16 protein-coding genes and 1 other RNA gene are annotated in these 25,245 nt (G+C 72.8%); 7 read left to right on the forward strand and 10 right to left on the reverse strand.

Going from position 1 to position 25,245, the window contains the following annotated elements; all coding sequences use genetic code 11:
• Window positions 1–11: 11 nt before the first annotated feature.
• Window positions 12–1,460, forward strand: coding sequence for an MFS transporter (locus ACWGJ2_RS24805; protein ID WP_453348409.1), 1,449 nt, complete (start codon window positions 12–14; stop codon window positions 1,458–1,460).
• On the opposite strand, the gene ACWGJ2_RS24810 is transcribed toward ACWGJ2_RS24805, so the two are convergent.
• From ACWGJ2_RS24810 to ftsE, 6 genes are all read right to left on the reverse strand, one after another.
• Window positions 1,442–2,416, reverse strand: coding sequence for an oxygenase MpaB family protein (locus tag ACWGJ2_RS24810; RefSeq protein WP_453348410.1), 975 nt, complete (start codon window positions 2,414–2,416; stop codon window positions 1,442–1,444). The genes ACWGJ2_RS24805 and ACWGJ2_RS24810 overlap by 19 nt on opposite strands.
• A 160-nt stretch (window positions 2,417–2,576) precedes the next feature.
• Window positions 2,577–2,948, reverse strand: a transfer-messenger RNA (tmRNA) gene (gene ssrA, locus ACWGJ2_RS24815).
• Between the two features lie 140 nt (window positions 2,949–3,088).
• Window positions 3,089–3,616, reverse strand: coding sequence for an SsrA-binding protein SmpB (gene smpB, locus ACWGJ2_RS24820; protein WP_453348411.1), 528 nt, complete (start codon window positions 3,614–3,616; stop codon window positions 3,089–3,091).
• Between the two features lie 18 nt (window positions 3,617–3,634).
• Complete coding sequence (locus ACWGJ2_RS24825; RefSeq protein ID WP_453348412.1) at window positions 3,635–5,032, reverse strand: S41 family peptidase; 1,398 nt, start codon at window positions 5,030–5,032, stop codon at window positions 3,635–3,637.
• Between the two features lie 67 nt (window positions 5,033–5,099).
• Window positions 5,100–6,011, reverse strand: a complete 912-nt coding sequence (ftsX, locus tag ACWGJ2_RS24830; protein WP_453348413.1) for a permease-like cell division protein FtsX — start codon at window positions 6,009–6,011, stop codon at window positions 5,100–5,102.
• Between the two features lie 85 nt (window positions 6,012–6,096).
• Entirely contained in the window at window positions 6,097–6,786 is a 690-nt protein-coding gene (gene ftsE, locus ACWGJ2_RS24835; RefSeq protein WP_453348414.1) for a cell division ATP-binding protein FtsE, read from the reverse strand.
• A gap of 442 nt (window positions 6,787–7,228) precedes the next feature.
• Between ftsE and ACWGJ2_RS24840 the strand changes: the two genes are divergently transcribed.
• Entirely contained in the window at window positions 7,229–7,423 is a 195-nt protein-coding gene (locus tag ACWGJ2_RS24840; protein WP_453348415.1) for a hypothetical protein, read from the forward strand.
• 157 nt (window positions 7,424–7,580) lie between these two features.
• On the opposite strand, the gene ACWGJ2_RS24845 is transcribed toward ACWGJ2_RS24840, so the two are convergent.
• The 4 genes from ACWGJ2_RS24845 to ACWGJ2_RS24860 all read right to left on the reverse strand — a co-directional run bounded on the left by ACWGJ2_RS24845 (window position 7,581) and on the right by ACWGJ2_RS24860 (window position 13,567).
• A complete protein-coding gene (locus ACWGJ2_RS24845; RefSeq protein ID WP_453348416.1) occupies window positions 7,581–8,375 on the reverse strand; it encodes an LPXTG cell wall anchor domain-containing protein in 795 nt (264 codons plus the stop codon).
• Between the two features lie 276 nt (window positions 8,376–8,651).
• Window positions 8,652–9,770, reverse strand: coding sequence for a peptide chain release factor 2 (gene prfB / locus ACWGJ2_RS24850; protein WP_453348417.1), 1,119 nt, complete (start codon window positions 9,768–9,770; stop codon window positions 8,652–8,654).
• A gap of 554 nt (window positions 9,771–10,324) precedes the next feature.
• A complete protein-coding gene (locus ACWGJ2_RS24855; RefSeq protein WP_453348418.1) occupies window positions 10,325–11,629 on the reverse strand; it encodes a serine/threonine-protein kinase in 1,305 nt (434 codons plus the stop codon).
• Between the two features lie 186 nt (window positions 11,630–11,815).
• Window positions 11,816–13,567, reverse strand: a complete 1,752-nt coding sequence (locus ACWGJ2_RS24860; RefSeq protein ID WP_453348419.1) for a serine/threonine-protein kinase — start codon at window positions 13,565–13,567, stop codon at window positions 11,816–11,818.
• A 533-nt stretch (window positions 13,568–14,100) separates the two neighbouring features.
• Between ACWGJ2_RS24860 and ACWGJ2_RS24865 the strand changes: the two genes are divergently transcribed.
• The 5 genes from ACWGJ2_RS24865 to ACWGJ2_RS24885 all read left to right on the forward strand — a co-directional run bounded on the left by ACWGJ2_RS24865 (window position 14,101) and on the right by ACWGJ2_RS24885 (window position 25,224).
• Window positions 14,101–18,288, forward strand: a complete 4,188-nt coding sequence (locus ACWGJ2_RS24865) for an FHA domain-containing protein (RefSeq protein WP_453348420.1) — start codon at window positions 14,101–14,103, stop codon at window positions 18,286–18,288.
• A 161-nt stretch (window positions 18,289–18,449) separates the two neighbouring features.
• The gene (locus ACWGJ2_RS24870) at window positions 18,450–19,877 is read left to right on the forward strand and encodes an ABC transporter substrate-binding protein (protein WP_453348421.1); all 1,428 of its coding nucleotides are present in this window, start codon (window positions 18,450–18,452) and stop codon (window positions 19,875–19,877) included.
• 388 nt (window positions 19,878–20,265) lie between these two features.
• The gene (locus ACWGJ2_RS24875) at window positions 20,266–21,642 is read left to right on the forward strand and encodes a carbohydrate ABC transporter permease (RefSeq protein ID WP_453348422.1); all 1,377 of its coding nucleotides are present in this window, start codon (window positions 20,266–20,268) and stop codon (window positions 21,640–21,642) included.
• A complete protein-coding gene (locus tag ACWGJ2_RS24880; RefSeq protein ID WP_453348423.1) occupies window positions 21,639–22,571 on the forward strand; it encodes a carbohydrate ABC transporter permease in 933 nt (310 codons plus the stop codon). The genes ACWGJ2_RS24875 and ACWGJ2_RS24880 overlap by 4 nt, the downstream gene beginning before the upstream one ends.
• Window positions 22,572–22,809: 238 nt before the next feature.
• Entirely contained in the window at window positions 22,810–25,224 is a 2,415-nt protein-coding gene (locus tag ACWGJ2_RS24885; RefSeq protein ID WP_453348424.1) for a bifunctional glycosyltransferase/CDP-glycerol:glycerophosphate glycerophosphotransferase, read from the forward strand.
• The last annotated feature ends 21 nt before the right edge of the window (window positions 25,225–25,245 follow it).

The following is a 25,245-nucleotide window of genomic DNA, read 5'->3' on the forward strand; positions in this document are numbered from 1 at the left end:
ACGCTGGTTGCATGCCGAAAACCCCCCAAGGGCCCGGTCAGCGGCCCCGGTTCCGCCCTGCCCGCTTCCCCGCCCGCATGCCCCGGGGCGACGGGCGGGGGATGCGGTTCGCCGTCAACGGCCACACGCTCGTCGCCGTGGACCACCCGCCGTCCACCGAGCCGCCCGGCGAACTGTCCCCGAGGGTCCGACCCCCGCGACGCCGCCCCTCCTGGGCCGCGCCCTACGCCCGCCTCTTCGCCCCGCCCGGCGCGGTCGCCTTCACCCTGGGCAACCTTCTCGCGCGGCTCCCCATGGGCATGTTCACCGTGTCCGCCGTGATCATGATCGTGGCGACGCGGGACTCGTACGCGCTCGCCGGGGCCGTCACCGCCACCGGGCTGGCCACCACCGCCGTCGTCGCCCCGCTGACAGCGCGGCTCGTGGACCGGTACGGCCAGGCCAGGATCGCCGTGCCCGCCGCGGCGCTCGCCGCCTGCGGCTCGCTGAGCCTGATCGCGTGCGTGCGGTACGGGGCCCCCGACTGGGCCCTGTTCGCCTCGTACGCCGCGACCGCCACCACCCCCAACACCGGTGGCATGTCCCGCGCGCGCTGGGCCCATCTGCACAGGGACGACGCGGCGGCCCGGCACACCGGCAACTCCTTCGAACAGGCCGCCGACGAACTGTGCTTCATGACGGGCCCCGTGCTCGCCGCCCTCCTGTGCACCGCGCTCTTCCCCGAGGCCGGAACCCTGACCGGCGTCGCGCTGCTGCTGACCGGGACGCTGATCTTCGCGGCGCAGCGCCGCACCGAGCCGCCCGTGGTCCGCGCGGAAGCGGGGCCCCGTCGCGCACCACTGCCCCTGCGCCTGCCCACGCTGCTGCCGCTGCTGGTCACCTTCCTCGCGACGGGCGCGGTCTTCGGCTCGCTGGAGGTGGTCACGCTCGCCTACGCGGACGCCTCGGGCCACCGGGCCGCGGGCGGCGCGGTACTGGCGCTCCAGGCCCTCGGTTCGGGCGTCGCGGGGCTCGTCCTCGGCACGCTCACCCCTCGCGGCTCCCTCCCCCGGCGGCTGCTCGTGTGCGTCGGCGCCATGACGGTCCTGATGACGCTGCCCCTGCTGGCGGCGTCCGCCACGGGAAGCCTCGTCGTCCTCGGCGCCGCGCTGCTGGTCGCGGGCATGGCGACGGCTCCGACGATGGTCACGGGGATGACCGTGGTGCAGCGCGTGGTGCCCACGGCACGGCTGAACGAGGGCATGACGCTGGCCGTGACCGCGCTGCTCGGCGGCATCGCGGCGGGCTCGGCGCTGGGCGGCTGGGCGGCCGAGCACGCGCCGGGCGACGGCGCCGTGGCGTACGCGGTCCCGGTGGCCGCCGCGCTCACCGCGACGGCGGTGACGGCGGTGACGTCCCCATGGCGCGCCCCGTCACGCGCGGAGGGACGCGGAGCGCCCGGTCACACGCGGGGCGAGTAGTGCTGCGGCCAGTCCCGCTCCTCGGGCAGCGGCAGGTTCCGCGCCGGGGTCTCCACGACCGGGGCGCCGGCGGCGCGCAGCCCCGCCTCGCGCTCCCAGCCCGCGCGGGCGCGCGGGTGGAAGCGCCGCGAGCGCGGCACCAGCTTCCACGCGTGGTGGACCAGCTTCCCGAAGCGCCGCAGCCGCCGCTCGTCGCGCACCGTCCAGCGGTAGCCGAGCCGTTCGCGCACGGCGGGCGGGAACAGCCCGACGGTGTACCAGAGCGTGAACCGCGCCTGCGGCCCACGCAGCAGCCGCCACACCACGTCGGGCATCCGGCGCAGCGCCGGGGGCTTGGCGATGTAGCGCACGTCGAGCACGTCGCGCGTCGCCTTGTTGTCCTCCAGCACGTCGCGGGCCATGTGCTCCCAGTACGCCTGGAACGCCTCCCAGTCGCGCGGCACGGGCCGCATGCTCATCCCGTACATCCGCCACCAGCGCACGTGCTCCTCGAACAACTGCCGCTTCTCCGCCTCGGAGAGGCCGGGCCCGAAGCGGTCGGCGACGAGCAGCGTCAGCATGAAGAACGTGGAGTGCGCCCAGTAGAACGTGTCGGGGTCGAGCGCGTGGTACGGGCGGCCGTGCCGGTCGACGCCCTTGATCGTGTGGTGGTAGCCGCGCACCTCGCGGGCCGTCCGCGCGGCGCGGGGCCCGTCGTAGACGACGCCCCCGATCGGGTAGAGCGAGCGGAAGAGCCGCTCCCAGCGCTCCTCGAAGAAGCGCGAGTGCTCCTCGACCCCGGCGCCCAGACCCGGGTGCATGTTCTGCATCGCGCCCGCCCAGGGCGCGAGGAGGACACCGCGCCAGTCCCCGAAGAACCGCCAGGTGAGCGTCTCGGGCCCCAGCGGCTCGGGCCCCAGCGGCTCGGGTCCCGTCGGCTCGGGGGCGGCACCCTGTCCCGGTTCGCGTGACGGCATGGCACCCGCCCTCTCTCGCACGCATGCACGGTGGTCTCCCCGCTCCCTTCCCGCAACGGCGGGGCACAACACGAAGGCCGTGACCGCTGGGCAGCGGTCACGGCCTGGGTGCCTTGGGGACCGCCGCGGCTGGCGTGTGCGCGCACACGCCGCCCCGGCCTCGTGGAGATGGCGGGAATCGAACCCGCGTCCAACGAAGTGGAAGGAGGGCTTCTCCGAGCGCAGTCCGCTGCGATTTTCTCGGCCCCGGAGATCTCGCGGACAAGTCTCCGACGGGCCCAGTCACTGTGAGATGTCCCGGCAGGCCCCGTGACCGGGCCTACGCGGTGAAGTTCCCTAGCTGATGCCAGGATCCGGGTCGGGAACGCACCCGGGCTGACACTTCATGCTTGCTGCTTAGGCAGCAAGCGCGAAGGAATCGCGCTTCTGATTGGCGATTATTTTTTTGCGGCAGATGGTTAACGAGATCATTGCCGCGTTCCTCGGCTCGCTTCCCCTGCTTCGACGTTCGCTGTCGAAACCGATCATCCCCATGTTGAGTTAACAAACAGCACACCCTCTCGGGCGGCTCTGTGACCATGGTACGGGACCCGGCCACATCAAGGCCAACCTTTTACCGGTCCGGCCTATTCCCAAGCCCCTGACCTGGGCAAACCGGCCACTTCTGACCCGTCACCCCTCCGCGACCCGCTGCCGCCGCTTGACCGACGAGATCGCGCGGTCCGTCTCGCGGCGGTCCTGCTTCTCGCGGAGCGTCTGCCGCTTGTCGTACTCCTTCTTGCCCTTGGCGAGGGCGATCTCGACCTTCGCCCGCCCCCGGTAGAAGTACAGCTGGAGCGGCACCAGGGTGTGGCCCGTCTCCTGCGTCTTGCCGACCAGCTTGTCGATCTCGGAACGGTGCAGCAGCAGCTTCCGCTTGCGGCGTGCCGCGTGGTTCGTCCACGTGCCCTGCGCGTATTCCGGAATGTGCACGTTGTGCAGCCAGACCTCACCCCCGTCGATCTGCGCGAACCCGTCCACCAGGGAGGCGCGGCCCTGACGCAGCGACTTCACCTCGGTACCGGTGAGCACGATGCCGCACTCGTAGGTGTCGAGGATGACGTAGTCGTGCCGGGCCCGCTTGTTCTGCGCGATGAGCTTGCGCGTGTCCTTCTCGTCCTTGGCCTTCGCCTTCGACCTGACGGTCTTCATCTTCGCCATAGCCAGGCCATTGTTCCACTACGACCGGGTGGCGAGGCCACTCAATACTGTGCGGGCCCGCTCCGTGGCCTCCCGGTCCGAGCCGCCCTCGACCGTCAGATCGGGGGTGATGCCCGCGCCCTCGACCTTGCGGCCCGACGGGGTCGTGTAGTGCCCGACGGTCATCTCGGCGACGGAGCCGTCCGGCAGCTTGCTCGGCACCTGGACCGAGCCCTTGCCGAACGTGCGCGAGCCGACCACCACGGCCCGCCCCCGGTCCTGGAGCGCGCCGGTCAGCAGCTCGGCCGCACTCATCGTGCCGCCGTCGACGAGGACCACCAGCGGGCGGTCGGCGTCTCCGCCGCGCTCCGCGTACAGGGCGCGCTGCGCGCCGTGCTCGCCGTAGGTGGCGACGAGGCCGCCGTCCAGGAAGGCGGAAGCCGCCGAGACGGCCTCGGTGACCAGGCCGCCTGAGTTGCCGCGCAGATCGAGGAGTATCCCGGCGCCCCGCGGCACCTCGTCCTCGACAGCCTCGCGCACCTGCTCGCCGGAGTCCTTCGTGAAGGAGGAGACCTGGATCCGGATGGCGCCGGGGCCGAGCTGGTCGACGTCGACCGCGTCCGCGGTGAGCCTGGTGCGCCGCAGCGTCTCCGTCCACCGCTCGCCGTCGCGGCTCAGCCCGACGGTGACGGTGCTGCCCGCGCCGGAAGTGGCGGGGACGGAGGCGGCGGGCGCCGACGCGTGCCGGGCCGCCACGGACGGTGCCGCCGGTGCCGTCGCCGAGGAGTCGGAGGGGGCGAAGGAGGAGCGTGAGGCGGAAGAGGAGGGGGAGGCGGTCGCCGGGTCGGGTCCCGAGCCGCGCAGCAGCGAGACCACCTCGGTGACGGGGCGGCCCGTCACGTCCTCGCCGTCGATGGAGCGCAGCCGGTCGCCCGCGCGGATTCCGGCCTTGTCGGCGGGGCTGCCGGGCTGCACCCGGTGCACGTCCACCTCCGGGGCGCCGTGTGCGCCGCTCTCCTGGCGGACGGAGATGCCGACGCCCACGTACTCGCCGTCCAGGGTGCGCCGCAGGCCCTCGTACTCGCGCGCCGTGTAGGACGAGGACCAGCGGTCGCCGCTGCGGCTGACCAGTTCGTCGGCCTCCTCGGAGCCTTCCGCTTCCGCGCCGCGCCCGCGTCCCGTGTCGTCCTGGGGGCCACGTTCCGCGCCCTTGGCGTCGTCGCCGCTTCCGTCCAGGTGCGCGTTCACGGGGTGGCGGCCGGCCGGGCCGTCTGCGGCGCCCGCGAGGCTGCGTGCCTCGTCGCCCCAGGATCCGGTGGCCGCGCCCGTCCCCAGGACGCTCGCGAAGACCAGTGTCAGTGCGGCTCCGCGGCGGAGACGCCTGGAACTCCCCCGGCCGGAATCAGGGGGAGGAACAGAGAACCACAAGCCCGACATGCTGCGGAGTCTAGGCCAGACGCGGGCGCCGCACGGGGCGTTGGGCGTACGGCGCCCGCGTCATTGGTCACACCTTCAGGTACTTGCGGAGCGTGAAGAACGCCGCCACAGCGGGCATCAGCACCCCCACCGCGATGATGAACGGCAGCACCTTCACCACCGCGTCCCAGCCGATGAAGTTGATCAGGACGATCTTCTCCTGGAGCCAGTTGTTGATCAGGAAGTACTTGCCCCCGACCAGCAGCACACAGGCCAGGCCTGCGCCGATCAGCCCCGCGATGGCGGCCTCCAGGATGAACGGCATCTGGATGTAGAAGCTGGAGGCGCCCACCAGCCGCATGATCCCCGTCTCCCGCCTCCGGCTGAACGCCGACACCCGGACGGTGTTGACGATCAGCAGCAGGGCGACGACCAGCATCAGCGCCATCACACACAGCGCCGCGATGTTCATGCCGTTGAGCAGGTTGAAGAGGTTCTCCAGCAGACTTCGTTGGTCCTGTACCTCCTGCACGCCCTGTCTGCCGGAGAACGCCGTCTGGAGCACCTGGTACTTGGTCGGGTCCTTGAGCTTGACCCGGTACGACTCCTGCATCTGGTCAGGCGTCAGCGAGTCGGCGAGCGGCGAGTCCTCGAACTGCTCCTTGTAGTGCTTGTACGCCGCGTCCGAGGACTCGTAGTAGACCTTGTCGACGACCTGGAGCTTCTCCAGGTCCGTCTTGATCTGCTGCTTCTGCTGCGAGGTGACGGCGCCCTTCGCGCAGTTGGGGTCCGAGGCGGCGTCGTTCTTGTTGCAGAGGTAGATCGACACCTGGACCTTGTCGTACCAGTACCCCTTCATGGTGCTGACCTGCTCGCGCGCGAGCAGTGAGCCTCCCGCGAGGGCGAGCGAGAGGGCGACCGAGACGATCACCGCGAAGGTCATCGTGAGATTGCGGCGGAGACCGACGCTGATCTCCGACAGTACGAACTGGGCGCGCATGGCGTCCTTTCAGCCTTTCAGTGGTGTTGCTGCCTCGACCGGCCGTGCCGTTGACCGTGCCATTGGCCGTGCCGTCCGGGCGGCTTCAGTGCTGGTAGCCGTAGACGCCGCGCGACTGGTCGCGCACGAGCCGGCCGCGTTCGAGCTCGACGACCCGCTTGCGCATCTGGTCGACGATCTGCTGGTCGTGCGTGGCCATCACGACCGTGGTGCCGGTCCTGTTGATGCGGTCGAGCAGCTTCATGATGCCGACGGAGGTCTGCGGGTCGAGGTTGCCCGTGGGCTCGTCGGCGATCAGCAGCATCGGCCGGTTGGCGAAGGCACGCGCGATGGCCACGCGCTGCTGCTCACCACCGGACAGCTCACCCGGCATCCGGTCCTCCTTGCCGCCGAGACCGACCAGGTCCAGCACTTCGGGGACCGTCTTGCGGATCTGGCCGCGGGACTTGCCGATGACCTCCAGCGCGAAGGCGACGTTCTCGCCGACGGTCTTGTTGGCCAGCAGGCGGAAGTCCTGGAAGACCGTGCCGAGCTGGCGCCGCATGTGCGGCACCTTCCAGTTGGAGAGCCGGGCCAGGTCCTTGCCGAGGACGTGCACCTGGCCGTGAGAGGCCCGCTCCTCGCGCAGGATCAGCCGCAGGAAGGTGGACTTGCCGGAGCCGGAAGAACCCACCAGGAACAGGAACTCGCCCCGCTCGACCTCCAGCGACACATCGCGGAGGGCTGGACGGTTCTGCTTGGGGTAGGACTTGGAGACGTTGTCGAATCGGATCACGGATACACCACGTCGACCTGGGTAGGGGCAGCGGAAGCCGGAGTGCGGCTCCCCGTCGGTGGGGCGACCTTACGCGAAGCCGTGCGCACTGCGCAGTCAGCGCCCGGTGTTGGTGGGTTTATTCACGGATCCTTTAGGTATAAAACAGGCACCCGCCGCTTCCCGCCCTTCACGGGCCTTCCCGGCGCCTCGGGCCTTCCGGCACCCCCGTAGGCTCTCCCCTGGGGCTCACCCCCGACTTCCCCGTCGGGCCTCCGCCGGGCTCTCCTCCGGCGCTCCAGGACGGTCTGCGGGACGGCCTACGGGACGCTTCCGGAAGCCGCACGGCCGGTCTTGCCCGCGCCTCTGCGGGACGCGCCGAGAGCTGGCACAGTGGAGGGGAAGCACCCTTGGGGAACGAATCACACGCGGGTGTCGTTGGCATGGCTGAGGAGGAGTTCGCATGACATGCGACCGACTGGTGTGTGCCAACTGCGCGGGTCCCGTGAGCGAGGGCCGCTGCTCGGTCTGCCGCGCCCACCGTGCGCGCCTGCACCGGGAGTCCCCCCTCGCGAGCCTCTCCCCCGCCACACTGCTCGGGCTTCTGGTGGCCCTGATAGCGGTGGCGCTGTTCGCGGAGCGCATGGCCACGGCGTAAGCGCGCTTATTACGGCGTATCCGCACGGATGTCCGTAGCCGTACGCACGCGCCCGCCCGTGTACGCGTCCACACACCCACAGCACGCACGAGGGGCCCGGAACGGTACGCCGTTCCGGGCCCCTCGTCATGGCTTACGCCGGATTACGAGCGCCTTCTCAGGCGGCCGTACGACGGTTGATCATGCGCGGCATCAGACGGAAGCCGACGCCACCCGCGATCATCGTCGCGGCGCCCACCAGCAGGAAGGTGGTCTCGGCGGAACCGGTCTCGGCCAGCTCCTCCTTGGCGTCCGACGGCGTCTGCGGCTGCTGCTCGACCGGGGTGCTGCCCGCGCTGTCCGGGTCGGTGCTGCCGCTGTCGCAGTTCACGCTGGACTCGTCCAGCTCGCAGGTGCCGGTGTCGTCGCCGCCACCGCCGGAGCCGCCGATCGTGGCGGGCTCTTCGCCGCCACCGGAGTCACCGCCGGAGTCGCCGCCGCTGCTGGAGCCGCCGGAGTTGCCGCCGCCGGTGTCACCGCCAGTGTCCCCACCGGTGTCACCACCCGTGTCCCCACCGGTGTCGCCGCCGGTGTCACCACCCGTGTCGCCGCCGGTGTCACCACCGGAGTCGCCACCCGTGTCCCCACCGGTGTCCCCACCCGTGACGGTGCCGCCGATGCCGCCGGTGTCACCGCCAGTGTCGCCGCCGGTGTCACCCCCAGTGTCTCCACCGGTGTCGCCGCCGCCGTCAGTGCCGCCGTCGGTGGTGCCGCCATCCGCGCCACCGTCTCCGCCGCCGATGATCCCGCCAATGATGCCGCCGATGATCCCGCCGCTTTCGCCCCCCGAGGAGGAGGAGCCGCCGGTGTCGGCGGCCTGTGCGGCGCCCGCGGCGGTGAGCGACGCGCCGGCCGCGAACACCGCGCCGGCTGCGATACGCGCTACACGCAGCCGCGTCTTCGAATTGGTCATGTGCCAACTACCCCCAGTAGCTGTACTTGTCAGTGGGACAGCCCTGTGCCGGGCTGCGGAACATCACTCGGGGCTCGGGCGCATCCACTCGCCCCCATACAGCGCCCATGACACAGGCATGCCGAGCGAACAGCTTTCCCATTTTTCACACGGGCGTCAAGCGAGATCCGAGTGAAATGTCCGTGCAGGGCGACTAGTTCGAGATGTGCGACGGGAATCACTTCAATTCCCGCGCGACTCCCGCACGTTCAGCACGTCATCGTGTCCTAGACGTGATCAGTTCTGCTCCTGCTGCTCCTGCTGCTTGCGCCAGCGGATGCCCGCTTCGAGGAATCCGTCGATATCGCCGTCGAGAACGGACTGTGGATTCCCGACCTCGTGTTCCGTACGCAGGTCCTTCACCATCTGGTACGGGTGCAGCACGTAGGAACGCATCTGGCTGCCCCAGGAATTGCCGCCGTCGCTCTTGAGCGCGTTCATCTTGGCCTGCTCCTCCGCCCTGCGGTGGGCGAGCAGCCGGGACTGCATGACGCGCATGGCGGCGGCGCGGTTCTGGATCTGGGACTTCTCGTTCTGGCAGGAGACGACGATCCCCGTCGGGAGGTGCGTCATGCGCACGGCGGAGTCCGTGGTGTTCACGGACTGGCCACCGGGGCCCGAGGAGCGGAAGACGTCGATCCGCAGCTCGTTCTCGGGGATGTCGATGTGGTCGACCTGCTCGACGACGGGCAGCACCTCGACCCCCGCGAAGGAGGTCTGGCGACGGCCCTGGTTGTCGAACGGCGAGATCCGCACCATGCGGTGGGTGCCCTGCTCGACGGAGAGCGTGCCGTACGCGTACGGGGCCTTCACGGTGAAGGTCGCGGACTTGATGCCCGCCTCCTCCGCGTAGCTGATGTCGAAGACCTCGGTCGGGTAGCCCTTGCGCTCGGTCCAGCGCAGATACATCCGCATGAGCTGCTCGGCGAAGTCCGCCGCGTCCACGCCGCCCGCCTCGGCCCGTACGTTGACGACGGCCTCGCGGGGGTCGTACTCGCCGGACAGCAGCGTGCGGACCTCCATCTCGTCCACGGCCTTGCGGACGGACTCCAGCTCCGTCTCCGCCTCGCTGCGCGCGTCCGCGTCGTCCTCGGAGGCGGCCAGCTCGAAGAGCACCTCAAGATCGTCGATGCGGGAACGGAGTTCTTCCGCGCGGCGCAGGTGGCCCTGGAGGTAGGACAGCTTGCTCGTGATGCGCTGCGCGTTCTCCACGTCGTCCCACAGATCAGGGGCCGCCGCCTGCTCCTCCAGCGCGGCGATATCAGCGCGCATCCTGTCGAGGTCGAGGACGGCCTCGATCGACTCCATGGTGGAGGAGAGGGATTTCAGCTCTTCGGATACATCGACGACTGCCACCCCTCCACCCTAACGGCTGCCCGCCCGAACACCCCCCTCCCGGCCCCCGGGCCCCCGCACACCCCCTTGCCAGGGGCGCCTACCGGGATGCCCTTGAGGGTTTCATTCGCGGGTGCGGGCCGATGGGTGGGTTGTGCCCACCCTCCCCCAGCTACCGCTGGGAGGTGCCCCCTCGCCGAGCGGAACGCTTGCCCACAACAGTGGCGTGCCATGGCAGGGGCGGAGCCCCTCCGGCGGGACGCCGGTTCACAACAGTGGAGGCCACCGGCCGGAAGCTGGCCGCCAGGCGGGAGGGGACGTGGTGGGGTGTCCCCGCAAGTGGTGGCGACGAGTGCCGGGAGAAAGCAAGCAACGAGACCCGCACTTGTCGCCGCCCGAGGAGACACCCCGGCACGGCACCGACCCCCACCACACACGCACCCCACACGACCACCGGCCGAAACCAGGACTCACGCGGCGCCAGCCGCGAACGCACCGCAACCACACGCCGCGCCCACCCACCGGCAGGCAGCCGAAAAACGGCAAACCGCACAGCCCAGCACAGCGCCCACCCTCTACGGCGTGTCCGGCTGTTCCACCGCCGGGGCGGGCTGCGTCGTGCCGCCCTCGTCGTCGGCCGTGGCGAACCACCCGCCCACTCCGGCCGCCGCCGCCACCGCCGCCGCGATCGCGCTGAGTTTCAACCGCCGCCGCCTCAGCTCCGCAGCCGAAGGCGCACGGTGCCGCGCCGACCCGGCGCGCCGCTCCCCCGCGGCCCGGGGCGCCCGCGCCGTACCGTGCGCGCCCCCCGCCAGCTCGTCGGCACCGGGCACCCGCATGCTCGTATGCGTGTCCCGGTTCGAGTCGGGCCCCGCACCGCTGTGCACCAGCGGCACCGCGGCCTGCTGCCCGGAACCGGGCCCGGATCCGGTCCCGACCTCGGCCCCGCCCCCACCCCCAGAACGCGTCTCCGACGCCGCGCCCGGCTCCTCGCCGTATCCCTCGAACCCGCCGTACGGCTCCTCGGGCTGCTCGTCGATGTCCAGCGCCGGATATCCGTCGAGTGACGGCAGCAGCTCCCGCAGCCTCGCCGCCAGCTCCACGGCCCGCAGCCGGGACGCGGGCGCCTTGGCCAGGCACTGGTGGATGAGCTGCCACAGCTCGTCGGGGATGCCGGGCAGCGGTGCGACCGTCTCCGTGACGTGCCGTCGCAGCACCGCGCCCGGGTGGCCGCCGCCGAAGGGGGTGAAGCCCGCGAGCAGCTCGTAGAGGACGGTGGCCAGCGCGTAGATGTCCACGGACGCGCGCGGCGGGAGGCCCTCGACGATCTCGGGGGCGAGGTAGTCGGGCGTGCCGATGATCGACGTCGCGCGGGTGCGGCGCGGGGAGTCGATCAGCTTGGCGACGCCGAAGTCGGTGAGCAGCGCGGGCGGCGCCCCGCCGGGCCCGGGGGGCGCGAGCGCGTCCAGCAGTACGTTCTCGGGCTTGACGTCCCGGTGGACGACGCCCGCCGCGTGCGCCGCGGCGAGCCCGTCGGCGATGTCGGCCGCTATCGCGACGGCGGGCTGCGGCGCGAGGCGCCGCTCGTGCTCCAGCCGCGTACGCAGGTCAGTGCCCCGGACGAGCTGCATGACCAGCGCGAGGTCGTTGCCGTCCACGACGAGGTCGCGTACGGACACCACGCGCGGGTGGTCGAGGGAGAGCAGCACCGAGCGCTCCCGTACGAACCGCTCGACGAGGTCCTGATCGGAGGCGAGGTCCTCACGCAGCAGTTTGACGGCGACGGGGCCCTCGGGACCCTCGCCCAGCCACACCGTGCCGGCGCTGCCGCGTCCCAGGATCTGGTGAGCGGTATAGCGACTGCCGATCTTCCGTGCCATAGCGACAAAGCTACGCGGCAAGTGGGGTCTTGAGAGCCCTGGATGCCGTTAACAGTCACTTCTGTGGGGGAAATCCCTCTCCAGAAGTCGATAAATCTCCGAACTCGCGCCCCATTCGGGCCGACCGGCTCGTATCCGGCCGACCCGATTCCCTTGCGCTTCCGCTGAGTTACGGAGACGGCGTCATTAGCCGCCCGCGCTGCTCACGAAATCCTGAATCTGTCCGAAGACATCCGTGACCGACTGCCAGAAACTCTTGCCCTGGGCCCACCACTCGGGAACCGGGGTGAAGTTCCACACCAGAACACAGATCACGACGATGATCAGGATCATGAACAGGCAGCCCTTGAGGCAGCCGAGGCCGGGAATGCGCATCGGGTTCGCGCTGCGCTGCCTGGGCTCGCGGCGCGGACGGGGCTCCGGCGGGGGCTGCGGCGGACGCTGACGCTCCGGAGGCCGCTGCTGGCGGCGCCGCGGCGGCTGCTGCGGGCGCTGCTGGTACTGCTGCGGCGGTGGGCCCTGCTGCTGGGGCGGCTGCGCGGGCGGCGGGCCCGCACGGCGCTGGGGCCTGCGGCGCAGCGGGTCCAGGCTCGGGTCGAGCGGCTGGACCTGGGTTTGTTCGTTGCGGTCGCGCGCGGCCCGCAACTGGTTCTCCCAGGGGTGCGGTCCGTCGGGCTGCGGGGGCTGCTGCGGCGGTCCGCCGGGCACCGGGGGCATGACCTGCGTGGGGTCGGAGCCCGAGCCGTCGCCCTGCCCGTATCCCTGACCGCCCTGACCCTGGCCCTGCCCCTGTCCGGGGCCTCCGGTCTGGGGCATCACGCTGGTCTGCGCGTCCGGGTCGTACCCGCCCGACTGGTGCGCGGCGGCGGCACCGCCCGCCGCACCCGCGGCGAGACCGGCGGCACCCGCCGCTCCGGCCGCGCCCGCGGCTCCGCGCCCCGTGTGGGGCAGCACCTGCGTCGGGTCGGCGTCCCCTGTGCCCGCTCCGGCCCCTCCGGCGGCGCCGGTGTCGGGCACGGGCGCGGGCGCCGGATCGGGCGCGAGCAGCGCCGCGACGCCCATGGCGGCACCCGCCTGCTCGGCCGTGGCACCGGCGCCGATGCCGGAGGCGACGGCCCGGAGGGCGCGCGCGAGGTTGACGGCGCTGGGGCGCTCGTCGGGGCTCTTGCGCAGGCAGCGCTCCATGACGGTCCACAGCGGCTCGGGGATGCCCTGGGGGCGCTGCGGCTGCTCGCCGAGGTGGCGGTGGAGCACTTCGAGGGTGTTGCTGCCGGAGAACGGCGGACGGCCGGTGACCAGCTCGTACAGCAGGATGCCCGCACCGTAGATGTCCACAGCGGAGGTCTGCGGGCGGCCCTCGGCGGACTCGGGTGCGATGTAGGACGGGGTGCCGACGAACTCCTGGGTGCGCGTCAGCCCCGGGGAGTCCGCGAGGCGCGCGATGCCGAAGTCCGTGAGCATCGGCCGCATGCCGTCCGCGTCGTTGGCGAGCAGGACGTTCGCGGGCTTCAGATCCCGGTGCACGACGCCGTCGGCGTGGCTGGCGGCCAGCGCGTCGGCGACCTGCGCGGTCACCAGGGCCGCGCCTACGGGTGAGAAGGGACCGTTATCGCGGAGATAACGGTGCAGGTCAGGGCCGTCGACAAGGTCCATCACGAGGGCGAGCAGATCGCCCTCGACGACGAGATCGCGGGTTCTGACGATGTTGTGGTGCGTCAGGCGGAGGAGGACGGAGCGCTCCCGCAGGAAGCGCATGACCACATCCGGGTCGTTCGCCAGCTCCTCCTTGAGCACCTTGATCGCAACGGTCTCACCGGGCTGCCCGGCCACGGCCGCCTCGGCGCCCGCCGTCTCCCGCTGGCGCGCCCGCCAGACGGTCCCCGTGGCGCCGCGTCCGAGCGGCTCCTCGAGCAGATACTTGCTGCCTACCGGCCGCACGTCATGCGCTCCCTGGTCTCGTACTGCAATCCCGCCCACAATAGTGCCGTCTCCGGGGACGGCCGACCGGCCGCGTGCACACCTGTGCGCAACTGTTGTCCGCGCCGTTCCCCGCGCGGCGCGGCCGTGGGGGCTTCAGGGGAGGACGCGCGGCGCGTGCGGATCGGTTGCGGCGCCGGGCCGACGGCCGGAAGTGACCGTTCCGAAATGTGCGGTGAGCGGTCACCGAGCGTGCGGCGAGTGCGCGCGGAGCGTGCGGTGAGCGGTCCCGATGGCTCCCGATCCGGTCTTTCCCCGTTCTTCGTACGGTCCGAGCAGGGCCTCTTGCGCGCCGAGCCGACCAATCAAGATCATTGAGGGGCGGTGCGGGGGCGCGTTGTCAGTGCCGGGTGCGAGGATGCACCCGGCATCAAGTGCGGTGTGAGTGTGTGTGCTGGACGCACGAGCGCGGAGGGGCCCGCGGCCTCTCGGGCGCTCGTGGCATGGGGTATCCCCGGGGCGTCAGCCCAGGGGGACGGGACCGGGAGGGGCCGATGCAGATCCGGCTGACTGTCGCCCTCGGGCCGCGTGGCGGTCAGAGCGCGGAGGCAGGGAGCGGGGCGGCGTGCGACGTCGTGGTGACGGCCCCCGCGGGTACGGTGCTGGCCGCTGTGACCGGCGCGCTGGCGTCGACGGCCGCCTCGGCCGTCGCGTCGGGCGGCGCGGCCGCGGGTGCGGGCGGTGCCGTTTCCGGGGCGCCCGGTGCAGGTGCCGGTGCTGCCGGTGCGGGTTCCGGTGCCGGTGAGGGCGGCGGTCCTGGCGGCGGCAGGGGCGAGCGGCGCGGTAAGGGCGGCGCGGCCGAGCACGGCTCCGAGCCCGTCGCGGTGTACGTGGGGACGGAGCGCCTGGACCCGCATCGCCAGGTGCTCGGCGAGCCCCCGCTGCTGGACGGCGCCGTGGTCTCGCTGCACGGCCCCGCCGCGCCCTCACCGGCGTCCGCCGCCGCGTACGCCTCGGCACTCTCCGCGTACGGCTCGGCGAAGGCCAGGCTCCATGTGGTCTCCGGGCCCGACGCGGGCGGGGTGCATCTCCTCCAGGGCGGCAAGGTCACGCTGGGCCGCTCGGCCGAGGCGGACGTGCCGCTGGACGATCCCGATGTCTCCCGCCTCCACTGCGCGGTCACGGTCACGGACGGCGGCGCCGTCACCGTCACCGATCTCGGTTCAACGAACGGCACCTCGGTCGACGGCGCGCCCGTCGGCGGCCGTCCCGCCCTCTTCCAGCCCGGCGCCACGCTGCGGATCGGGGAGTCGGCGGTCCGGCTGGAAGCGTCGGGCACCTCCGGCGCGGGCGCGCCCGGTGACACGCCGCCCGCGCTGCCCGTCTCGCTGGCCACGGTGCCCGACGGCAAGGGGCGGCTGCGGCTGGCCGCCGGGCCCGATGACGAGCCGGGGGCCGGGCCCCATGCGGGTGCGGGCCCGTGGGAGGCCGGGGCGCACGCCTCGGCCGTACCGCCACGGCCCAGCGCCGACCCGTCGCGGCCCACGCACTCCTACGCGCCCGGCGCCCCCTTCCCCGGCTCGGACCGCACGCACGGCGCGGGCTTCGCGGCGCCGCTGCCCGCCGAGTCGGAGCCGGAGCGCGAGCGCAGGCGGGCCCGCGGCCTGGGCGCCTGGGCGCGCCGCTTCACGGGCGTGCGCGGCGAGGACGAAGCCGACACCTCGCCCACCGCCAGACCGACGGGCGGTCCTGGCGGTCCGGGTCGCCCAGGCGGGCACGCGGACGGCCCCGAAGGCGCGCTGTGGCCCGGCGCCGGCACGGGCCCGTGGGACGGCTCCGTCGACGGCTCCGCACACCCGTACCCGGCCTCCGGCTCCCCTCTCCACGGGACGCAGGGCACGGCCACGTCCTCCGGGAAGCGCTGGCCCGACCCTGCCGGGGTGCTGCTCACGGCGCTCGGCCCCGGGCCCCGCCTGTGGGAGCGCGGCCCTGGACACCCCGCGGCCATGACGGTGCGGCTCGGCAGCGCGCACCGCAGCGGCGGGCGTCCCGGCGAGCCCGTCACCGTGGATCTCAGGGGCGCCGGCGCGCTGGGCCTGGCCGGGCCGCGCGCGCGGCTGGCGGGCATGGCGCGTTCCGTCGTGGCACAACTGGCCGCACTGCACGGGCCGAGCACGCTGGAGATCGTGCTGCTCTCGGCCGACCGCGCCCGCGCGTCCGCCGCGCGCACGGCCGAGTGGTCCTGGCTCGGCTGGCTCCCCCATGTCCGGCCCGCGCACGGCCAGGACTGCCGTCTGCTGACGGCCTACGACCGCGATCAGGCCGCCGCCCGGACCACCGAGCTGACCCGTCGGCTCGACCAGGAGCGCACGGACCGCGCCCGCGCCCTGCGCGCCGCGGCACCGGGCGCGCTCGGCATGCCCGGCGCCCCCGGTATGCCCGGTGTGCCCGGCGTCCCCGGCTCCCCGTCGTCCCCCTCGTCGCGCGGGGAAGCGCTCGCCGAGCACCCCGGCCCGTACACGCTGCTGATCGTCGACGGCGATCCCGGTTCGGCCGCGCTGCGCGAGGCCGTGGCGCGGCTGGCCGTGGAGGGGCCCGCCGCCGGTATCCACGCGCTCTGTCTCGCGGAGGCGCCCGCCGCCTCGCCCGCTTCGCCCCTGGACGCCACCATCGAGGCCGCGCACGCGGCCTCACCGGTCTTCCGCGAGTGCGGCACGCTCGCCCTGCTGAGCGGCGCGGTCGCGACGGCGGTGCGGCTGGTGCGGCGCGCTCCGGGCGACCAGGGCACGGGGCCCGGCTGGGAGGCCGGGCCGGGGCACGGCTCAGGGGGCCACGGCGCGGGGGGACACGGAAGCGGTGTGCCGGAGGGCGCGCCCAGTGCGGGCGGAACCGTCGGCGCGGGCGGGACCGTCGCCACGATCGACGCCGTGTCCGCCGCCTGGGCCGAGCGGTTCGCCCGGGCGCTGGCCCCCCTGCGCGAGGCCGAGGGCACCGCGGTGCGCACGGGGAAGGCGGCACGCGCCGCCGTCACCCTGCCCCGCAACTGCCGCCTCCTCGACGAACTGGGGCTCGCCCGCGCCACCCCGGCCGCGCTGCTGGCCCGCTGGTCCGAGCAGCCGGACGGCTCGGCGGCCGGACGCGCCTCCCTCGTCTTCGGCGCCGGGCCCCGGGGCCCCGTCGAGGCCGAGCTGAGCGGCACCGGCACCGGAACGGGCGGGCCGGGAACGGGCGGGCCGGGTGCGGGTGCGCCGGGAACGGGCGGACCGGGTGCGGGCGCGGGTGCGCGGGGCGGCGTCGGCGGGCATCTGCTCGTCACGGGTCCCGTGGGCTCGGGCAAGACCGAGCTGCTGCGCTCCCTCGCCGCAGCGCTCGCCGCGGGCGAACGCCCGGAGCGGCTGCGGCTGTTCCTGCTGGACGGCGAGGGCGACGCGGCCCGCGAGGGGCTGCGCCCCTGCTGTGAACTGCCGCATGTCACGGGGCACCTGGCGGCGGGCGGTCCGGTGCGGATGCGGGAGTTCGCGCAGGCGCTGTCGGCCGAGTTGAAGCGCAGGGACGGCCTGATCGGCCCGGACGGCACATACGAGGAACACCACCGCGCCACGGCCCTCGCGCACACGGGCCGCGTCGTCTCCCAGCGCACCCCGCCGGGCGTGACCCCGCCGGGACCCGCGCCCTCGGGCAGCGGCGAGGGCGCGGGCTCACGGGCTCACGTGGACACGGGCGCCCAGGCGGCGGCCAGGGGCGGCGGGGACATCGAGTCCGACGCCACGCGCGGCACCCTCAGACTCCGCACCCGGACGGGGACCACGGGCGGCGCCAGCGGTCCGACGCCCCCCACGGGCGCGGGAACGGGACCGGGCACGGCATCCGGCGAAGGCGGCTCCCCCGACGGCGAGGGCGAGTCGCGTGCCGCCTCCCGTGCCGTGCCGGCCCAGGCGCAGGCCCAGGACCACGGCGCGCAGGTGACGCGGACGGCCCGTACCGCGCAGGCTGCGCAGGCGCCACAGGGCACCGTCGAGGGACACGGAACCGGAACCGGCCAGGCGGCCGGTCAGGCGGCAGGCCGAGGGGCCGCGCAGGGCGAGGCGTCCGTCGTGGAGTCGGCGCTCTCCGGGCCCGAGGGCGACACGTCGCTGCCCCGGCTCGTCATCGTCGTGGACGACTTCGACACCCTCGTGGACCCCGCGCTCGGCAACCCGGGCCGCCCCGCGGCCGGTTCGGTCGTGCGGGCCCTGGAGGCCGTGGCCCGCGACGGGGCGCGGCTCGGGGTGCATCTGGTCGCGGCCAGCGGCCGTCCCGACCGTACGGCGGGCACGCTCCTCGCGCGCACGGCCGGGCTGCACGCCGAACTGACGGGCAGCGCCGAAGCGCTGGGCCCCACGGGCGGCGTGGACGCGGACGACGGCGCCGACGAGGGCCGCGGCGCGGCCCCGCAGCGCGGCGGTCCCGAGGCCGTTCCCGGGCGCGGCATCCTGCACGCGGCCGGTGACGAGCCGACGGCCTTCCAGGCGGGGCGGGTCACCGGGCGCATTCCGCGCACCTCCACGCTGCGGCCCACCGTCGTGCCCCTGGACTGGGCGCGGGCCGGTGATCCACCGGCCCGCCGCCCCGTACGGGAGCTGGGGAACGGCCCCACCGACCTCGCGCTGCTCGCCAGTGCCGTCGCGCGGGCTGCGCAGTCTCTGACAACGGGCGCCGCGAGCAGGTCACGGACTGGTCAAGATGATGCTCTTGACCGCTGACAGAGTATTGCGGGTGTTCCCGCTTCGGGCGTAGGAATTCCGCACGGGACGTAGGGCTCACGGGGGCCCGCGGGGGCGCCCGCCCTCGACGAGTCTTGCTACGCAGACGGCGCGGCCATGCTCGACGAGGGGCCGTGCCTCGGATGGGGACGGCGGTAGCTATGCGCACTTCGGTCCGTACCAAACGCACCACCAGCACCACCCATACCACCAGCACGAGCGCCACGCGGTCCGGCCCTCTGCGGTCCGGCACCGGTCGTGCCGCGGTCGCGCTCTGCGCGGTGGCCGCGCTGTCGCTCACCGCCTGTGGCGGCGGTGGCGACGACGAGAGCGGCGGCGGCGACAAGACCGGGTCTGAGGGCAAGAGCGTCGAACTGCCCTCGCTGGACGGGGAGAACCTCCAGGTCGCGGCCGTGTGGACGGGCCCGGAGCAGGACGCGTTCCGCAAGGTCCTCGACGAGTTCGAGAAGCGCACCGGTGCCACGGTGAAGTTCGTGCCGACCGGGGACAACGTCGCCACCTACATCGGCTCAAAGATCGAGGGCGGCGCCCCGCCGGACGTCGCGATGCTGCCGCAGGTGGGCGTGCTCCAGCAGTTCGCGGAGAAGGACTGGCTCAAGCCGCTGTCCTCGGACACCAAGGCGGAGCTGAACAAGAACTTCGCCAAGGGCTGGCAGGATCTCGGCTCGCACGACGGCAAGCAGTACGGCGTGTACTTCAAGGCGGCCAACAAGTCGCTGATCTGGTACAACACCACCGCCTACGAGAACGCGGGCGTCGGCGAGGCGAAGACCTGGAAGGAGTTCCTGACCAACGCGCAGACGATCGCGGACTCCGGGGTCGAACCGGTGTCGGTCGGCGGCGCGGACGGCTGGGTGCTCACCGACTGGTTCGAGAACATCTACCTCTCCCAGGCGGGCCCCGAGAAGTACGACCAGCTCGCCAAGCACGAGATCAAGTGGACGGACGCCTCGGTCAAGGAGGCACTGACCACCCTCGGCGAGCTGTTCGGCAAGAAGGAGCTGCTGGCGGGCGGCAACTCGGGCGCGCTCCAGACGGAGTTCCCCACGTCCGTCACCAACACCTTCTCCTCCATGGACGCGCCGAAGGCCGCCTCGGTCTTCGAGGCCGACTTCGTCGGGATCAACATCGCCCAGGACACCGACGCGAAGGTCGGCACGGACGCGAAGGCGTATCCGTTCCCGGCCGCCGGTGACGAGTCGCCCGTGGTCACGGGCGGCGACGCGGCCGTCGCGCTCAAGGACAGCAAGGGCGCGCAGGCGCTGCTGACGTTCCTCGCCTCCACGGACGCGGCCGAGATCTGGGCGAAGGAGGGCGGGTTCGTCTCACCCAACAAGGAGCTGGACGGGGCGGCCTACCCCAACGACGTCCAGCGCGAGATCGCCAAGGCGCTGATCGCGGCGGGCGACGACTTCCGCTTCGACATGTCCGACCAGGCACCCGCCGCCTTCGGCGGCACCAAGGGCGAGGGCGAGTGGAAGGCGCTCCAGGACTTCCTGAAGAACCCGGACGACGTGGCGGGGGCGCAGCGCGCGCTGGAGGCGTCGGCGGCCAAGGCGTACGAGTGACCCGACGGCGCTGAGCGTCCCCGCGCCCCCGCGTCCCCCGCGTCCCTCCGTGCCGTGGACCGGCGCCCCGGCCCACGGCGCGGGGCGCGGCGTCACGGCGTCACGGCGGGCGTGGACAAGGCGGGGTGCCCTTCGCGGAGCCGGACACCTCGCGCCCCGCACCACCGCACGCACCCCGCACCGGCACCAGGACCGGAACCGGCCCCCGCAACCGCACCCCGACCCCGCACCGGGACCGGCACCCGCGCCCCGCCCCGCCCCGCCCCGCGCCACACCCCACCCACCCCGCGCCCCGGGCACGGCCCGAGGCCGCCATCAGGACCCGGCCCGATCCGACCCGGTCCGACCCGATCCGACCCGACGCGACCCGGACAGGGGGCATCACGCCATGCCGACCGCGACACCGGCACCGAACCCGCCAGCGGGCGCACCGCCAGGCGGCGGCCCGGCGGCGCGCCCCGCCACCCCCGCGCGGGTCTCCGTGATGCGCTCCCGCCCGGGCATCGCCGCGTGCTTCCTGCTGCCCGCGCTGCTCCTGCTGGGCGCGCTCGTCGTCTACCCGATCGGCTACTCCGTCTACCGCAGCCTCTTCGACGCCTCCGGCTCCGGCTTCGTCGGGCTGGAGAACTACGGCGAGGTCTTCACCGACGACACGATCCTGACGGCGGTCAAGAACAACGTCATCTGGGTCGTCGCCGCGCCCTCCATCGCCACCGCGCTCGGCCTGATCTTCGCGGTGCTGACGGAGCGGGTGCGGTGGGGAACGGCGTTCAAGCTGATCGTCTTCATGCCGATGGCGATCTCGATGCTCGCCGCCGGCATCATCTTCCGCCTCGTCTACGAGCAGAACCCGGACCGCGGAGTCGCCAACGCCGTGTGGGTCGGGGTGCACGACACCTTCACCGACTCCTCCGCCTGGCCCGGAGCGCGGCCCCGCCCCAACGCCGAGCTGGCGCCCTCCGGCGGCGGTTCCTTCACCACGAAGTCCCCCGTCTCCGCGCCAGGACCCGCCGACCTCGCCCTCGTCGGCGTCCCCCCGGCCGAGACCGAGGGGGCCGCGCCCGCGAAGAAGGCGGCACCCGGCAAGGGCGGGGAGGTCACCGGGACCGTGTGGCTGGACTTCTCCAAGGGCGGCGGCGGCAAGCCCGACGTCATCGACGCGAAGGAGAAGGCGCTCGCGGGGATCACCGTCGAAGCCGTCAAGGGCGGCGAGGTGGTCGCCAGCGCCACGACGGGCGACGACGGCACCTACCGGCTGCCCGCGAAGGCGGACGGGGCCCAACTGCGGCTCCCGGCGGCCAACTTCGCGGCCCCCTACAACGGCGTCGACTGGCTCGGCCCGTCCCTCGTCACCCCGTCCATCATCGGCTCGTACATCTGGATGTGGGCGGGCTTCGCGATGGTGCTGATCGCGGCCGGGCTCGCGGGGGTGCCGCGCGAGCTGCTGGAGGCGGCCCGGGTGGACGGGGCGAGCGAGTGGCAGGTGTTCCGCAAGGTCACCGTGCCGCTGCTCGCGCCGGTGCTGGCGGTCGTGCTCGTCACGCTGATGATCAACGTGCTGAAGATCTTCGACCTCGTCTACATCATCGCCCCGGGCGCCACCCAGAAGGACGCCAACGTCCTCGCGCTCCAGTTGTATCTGTCGTCCTTCGGCGGCGGCGCGAACCAGGGCGTGGGCAGCGCCATCGCCGTCATCCTGCTGCTGCTCGTCGTGCCGGTGATGGTCATGAATGTCCGCCGCCTGCGGAGGGAGTCCCGCCGATGAGCACCGTGAGCGCGGCCGAGCACGGCCCCGAGCCCACGCCCGTACCGCCGGGACACCCGGCGCCGTCCGTACGGCCGAAGCGTCCGCTCGCCTCCCGTCTGTCGGCCGTCACCGGGCACTGGGCGGTGCGCGCCGGGCTCGTGGTCGTCGCGCTGCTGTGGCTGACGCCGACGGCGGGGCTGCTCAGCTCCTCGTTCCGCGACTCGGCCGACATCGGGTCCACCGGGTGGTGGAAGGTCTTCACCGATCCGGGCCAGCTCACGTTCGGCAACTACGACGCGCTGCTGGCCAACGACCAGATCACCGGGTCCCTGTTCACCACCGTCCTCATCACGGTGCCCTCCACCGCGCTCGTCGTGATCATCGGCGCGCTGGCGGGCTACGCCTTCGCCTGGCTGGACTTCCCCGGGCGCGACTGGTGGTTCCTGCTCGTCGTCAGCCTGCTGGTGGTGCCGGTGCAGATCGCGCTCGTGCCCATCGCGAAGCTCTTCAACACGCTGGGCATCTTCGAGACCACGCCCGGCGTGATCATCTTCCACACCGCGTTCGGGCTGCCCTTCGCGGTCTTCCTGCTGCGCAACTTCTTCGCGGAGATCCCGCGCGAGCTGCTGGAGGCGGCGCGGCTCGACGGGGCGGGGGAAGTGCGGCTCTTCACGCGGGTGGTACTGCCGCTGGGCGGGCCCGCCATCGCCTCGCTGGGCATCTTCCAGTTCCTGTGGGTGTGGAACGACATGCTGGTGGCCCTGATCTTCGCCGACGGCGGCAACCCGCCCATCACCGTCGCGCTCCAGCAGCAGGTCCGCCAGTTCGGCAACAACATCGACGTCCTCGCGCCCGGCGCGTTCGTCTCGATGCTGATCCCGCTGGCCGTCTTCTTCGCCTTCCAGCGCCAGTTCGTGTCCGGGGTGATGGCGGGCGCGGTCAAGTAGGGCGGGGGCGGCCAGGCAGGGGGGGCGGAACCGGGGCGCTGTGCTCCGGTTCTGCTACCCCCCAAGGACGACAACGCGTGGTGGTCACGCTCTGTTGCCCCGGACGGAGCAATCTCGTGCCCTTCCCCTCGAACGTGGGGTCTCTTCCGGTCGAAACCGTCAGAAAACTGGTCGATACTCACTTTGCCGCCCCTACGGTGAGTAGCCTCCCCGCCTCATGTCGACCAGTGGATGTCCCGTGCCCCGCTTCAGCGTCATCGTCCCGGCCTACAAGGTCCAGGCGTATCTGCACGAGTGCCTCGACTCCGTGCTGACCCAGTCCTTCACCGACTTCGAGCTGATCGTCGTCGACGACTGTTCGCCCGACGCCTGCGGGGAGATCATCGACGAGGTCGCCGCCGCCGACCCCCGGGTCACCGCGCTGCACCTCCAGGAGAACGTCGGCCTCGGCCGGGCCCGCAACACGGGCATGCGCCGCGCCACCGGCGACTACCTCCTCTTCCTCGACAGCGACGACTCCCTCACCCCGGGATCCCTCCAGGCCATCGCTGACCGCCTCGCGCGCACCGGGGACCCGGACGTGCTCGTCTACGACTACGCGCGCACGTACTGGTACGGGCGCACCGCGCGCAACGTCCGCTGCGACCTCCTCGCGCAGAGCGGGCCCCCGGTCTTCACGCTCGCGGAGCGGCCGTCGCTGCTGATGCTGCTGATGGTCGTGTGGAACAAGGTCTACCGCCGTGACTTCGTCGAACGGGAGGGCTTCACCTTCCCGTCCGGCTACTACGAGGACACGCCCTGGACGTATCCGACGCTGCTCGCCGCCGGGTCGATCGGCACCCTGGACCGGGTCTGCGTCCACTACCGCCAGCGCCGCCAGGGCAACATCCTCGGCACCACGAGCCGGAACCACTTCGACATCTTCGAGCAGTACGACCGCGTCTTCGCGTTCGTCGGGGAGCGTCCCGCGCTGCGCTGCTGGAAGCCGCTGCTGTACGAGCGGATGGTCGACCACCTCACCACCGTCTACAACACGCCCGGCAGGCTGCCGCCGTCCTCGCGCGCCGAGTTCTTCCGCCGCAGCCGCGCGCACTGCCGCCGCCATCTGCCCTCGGCGGCGGACGTCGCGGCGGCCGACGTCATGGCGGCGGACGCCGACCGCGCCGCGGGCGGCACCGGAGCCGGGACGGGATCCGGGACCGGGTCCGGGTCCGGGAGTACGCGGCGGTCGCGGCGCGGGGCGCGCGGGCGCGCCGAGCTGCGGCATCTGCTGGTACGGGCCGGAGCGCGCCGCCTCTTCCAGCTGCTCCTGACCACAAACCGCACGCGCAAGCGGCTGCGGGCCCGCGCACAGGCGGCGTACCGGACGACGCGCGAGTCCCTGCTGCGCGCCCACTACGCGTTCCAGCGCCGCCTTCCCCTCCAGCGCGACCTGGCCGTCTTCGCCGCGTACTGGAACAAGGGCTACGCCTGCAACCCCGCCGCCATCGAGGCCAAGGTCCGCGAGCTGGCGCCGCACATGCGCACCGCCTGGATCACCACCCCGGAGCACGCGCACACGCTGCCGCGGGGCGTGCGGCGGCTGCACCCGGGCTCTGCCGGTTACTGGAAGGCGATGGCGCGGGCCACGTACTTCGTCAACAACGTCAACTTCACCGGCGCCTACGTGAAGCGCCAGGGGCAGATCCATCTCCAGACCCACCACGGCACGCCGCTCAAGCACATGGGTGTGGACCTCCAGCGGTACCCGGCCGGGGCCAACGGGATGCACTTCGGCAAGCTCCTGGAACGCGTGGACCGCTGGGACTTCAGCCTCTCAGCGAACCGGCACTCGACCATCACCTGGGAGCGCGCCTACCCCTCGGGCTACACGACGCTGGAGTACGGCTATCCCCGCAACGACGTGCTGCACACGGCGACGCCGGAGGACATCGCCCGCGTGCGCACCTCGCTCGGCATCCCCGAGGGCGCCACCGCCGTCCTCTACACGCCCACCCACCGCGACTACCAGCGCGGCTACACGCCCCGGCTCGACCTCGCCCGGCTCTCGCGCACCCTGGGGCCCGACTTCGTGCTGCTGATGCGCCCGCACTACTTCTACCGCGAGGGCGCCGAACCGGCGGGCGAGGAGGACACGCACATCATCGACGTCTCACGGCACCCCTCGGTCGAGGAACTGTGCCTCGCCGCCGATCTGCTGGTCACGGACTACTCGTCGATCATGTTCGACTACGCCAACCTCGACCGCCCCATCGTCATCCACGCCGACGACTGGGAGACCTACCGCGCCTCGCGCGGCACCTACTTCGACCTCCTCGCCTGCCCGCCAGGGCTGGTCGCCCGCACCGAGGAGGAGCTGACGGACATCCTCGCGACGGGCGCCTGGCACAGCCCCCGCTCCCACGAACTGCGCACCGCCTTCCGCAACCGCTTCCGCTCCTACGACGACGGGCACGCGGCGGAACGCGTGGTCCGGCGCGTCTTCCTCGGCGAGGACGTGGCATGCCCCGTGCGGGGCGGCGCGGCGAAGGGCGCGACGGTGGACGGCGCGGAGGCTGCGGGCGCTGCGGGGTCCGCGCCTGTGGAGGGCGCGGACGGCACCGGCGAGAACCCCTCGCCCGACGGCGACAGCCTCGGCGCACCCGCGCTGTGACGCCCCGGGCGCGAGGGCCCG

The organism is Streptomyces sp. NPDC054796 (assembly GCF_053611545.1).

Excerpts from the sequence above, each read along its gene's own strand:
- ACWGJ2_RS24880 (WP_453348423.1), top strand. The coding sequence starts at position 21,639 with ATGAGCACCGTGAGCGCGGCCGAGCACGGCCCCGAGCCCACGCCCGTA.
- ACWGJ2_RS24870 (WP_453348421.1), top strand. The coding sequence starts at position 18,450 with ATGCGCACTTCGGTCCGTACCAAACGCACCACCAGCACCACCCATACC.
- ACWGJ2_RS24865 (WP_453348420.1), top strand. The coding sequence starts at position 14,101 with ATGCAGATCCGGCTGACTGTCGCCCTCGGGCCGCGTGGCGGTCAGAGC.
- ACWGJ2_RS24840 (WP_453348415.1), top strand. The coding sequence starts at position 7,229 with ATGACATGCGACCGACTGGTGTGTGCCAACTGCGCGGGTCCCGTGAGC.
- ACWGJ2_RS24855 (WP_453348418.1), bottom strand. The coding sequence starts at position 11,629 with ATGGCACGGAAGATCGGCAGTCGCTATACCGCTCACCAGATCCTGGGA.
- ACWGJ2_RS24825 (WP_453348412.1), bottom strand. The coding sequence starts at position 5,032 with ATGTCGGGCTTGTGGTTCTCTGTTCCTCCCCCTGATTCCGGCCGGGGG.
- ACWGJ2_RS24845 (WP_453348416.1), bottom strand. The coding sequence starts at position 8,375 with ATGACCAATTCGAAGACGCGGCTGCGTGTAGCGCGTATCGCAGCCGGC.
- ftsX (WP_453348413.1), bottom strand. The coding sequence starts at position 6,011 with ATGCGCGCCCAGTTCGTACTGTCGGAGATCAGCGTCGGTCTCCGCCGC.
- ACWGJ2_RS24875 (WP_453348422.1), top strand. The coding sequence starts at position 20,266 with ATGCCGACCGCGACACCGGCACCGAACCCGCCAGCGGGCGCACCGCCA.
- ACWGJ2_RS24810 (WP_453348410.1), bottom strand. The coding sequence starts at position 2,416 with ATGCCGTCACGCGAACCGGGACAGGGTGCCGCCCCCGAGCCGACGGGA.
- smpB (WP_453348411.1), bottom strand. The coding sequence starts at position 3,616 with ATGGCGAAGATGAAGACCGTCAGGTCGAAGGCGAAGGCCAAGGACGAG.
- ACWGJ2_RS24805 (WP_453348409.1), top strand. The coding sequence starts at position 12 with ATGCCGAAAACCCCCCAAGGGCCCGGTCAGCGGCCCCGGTTCCGCCCT.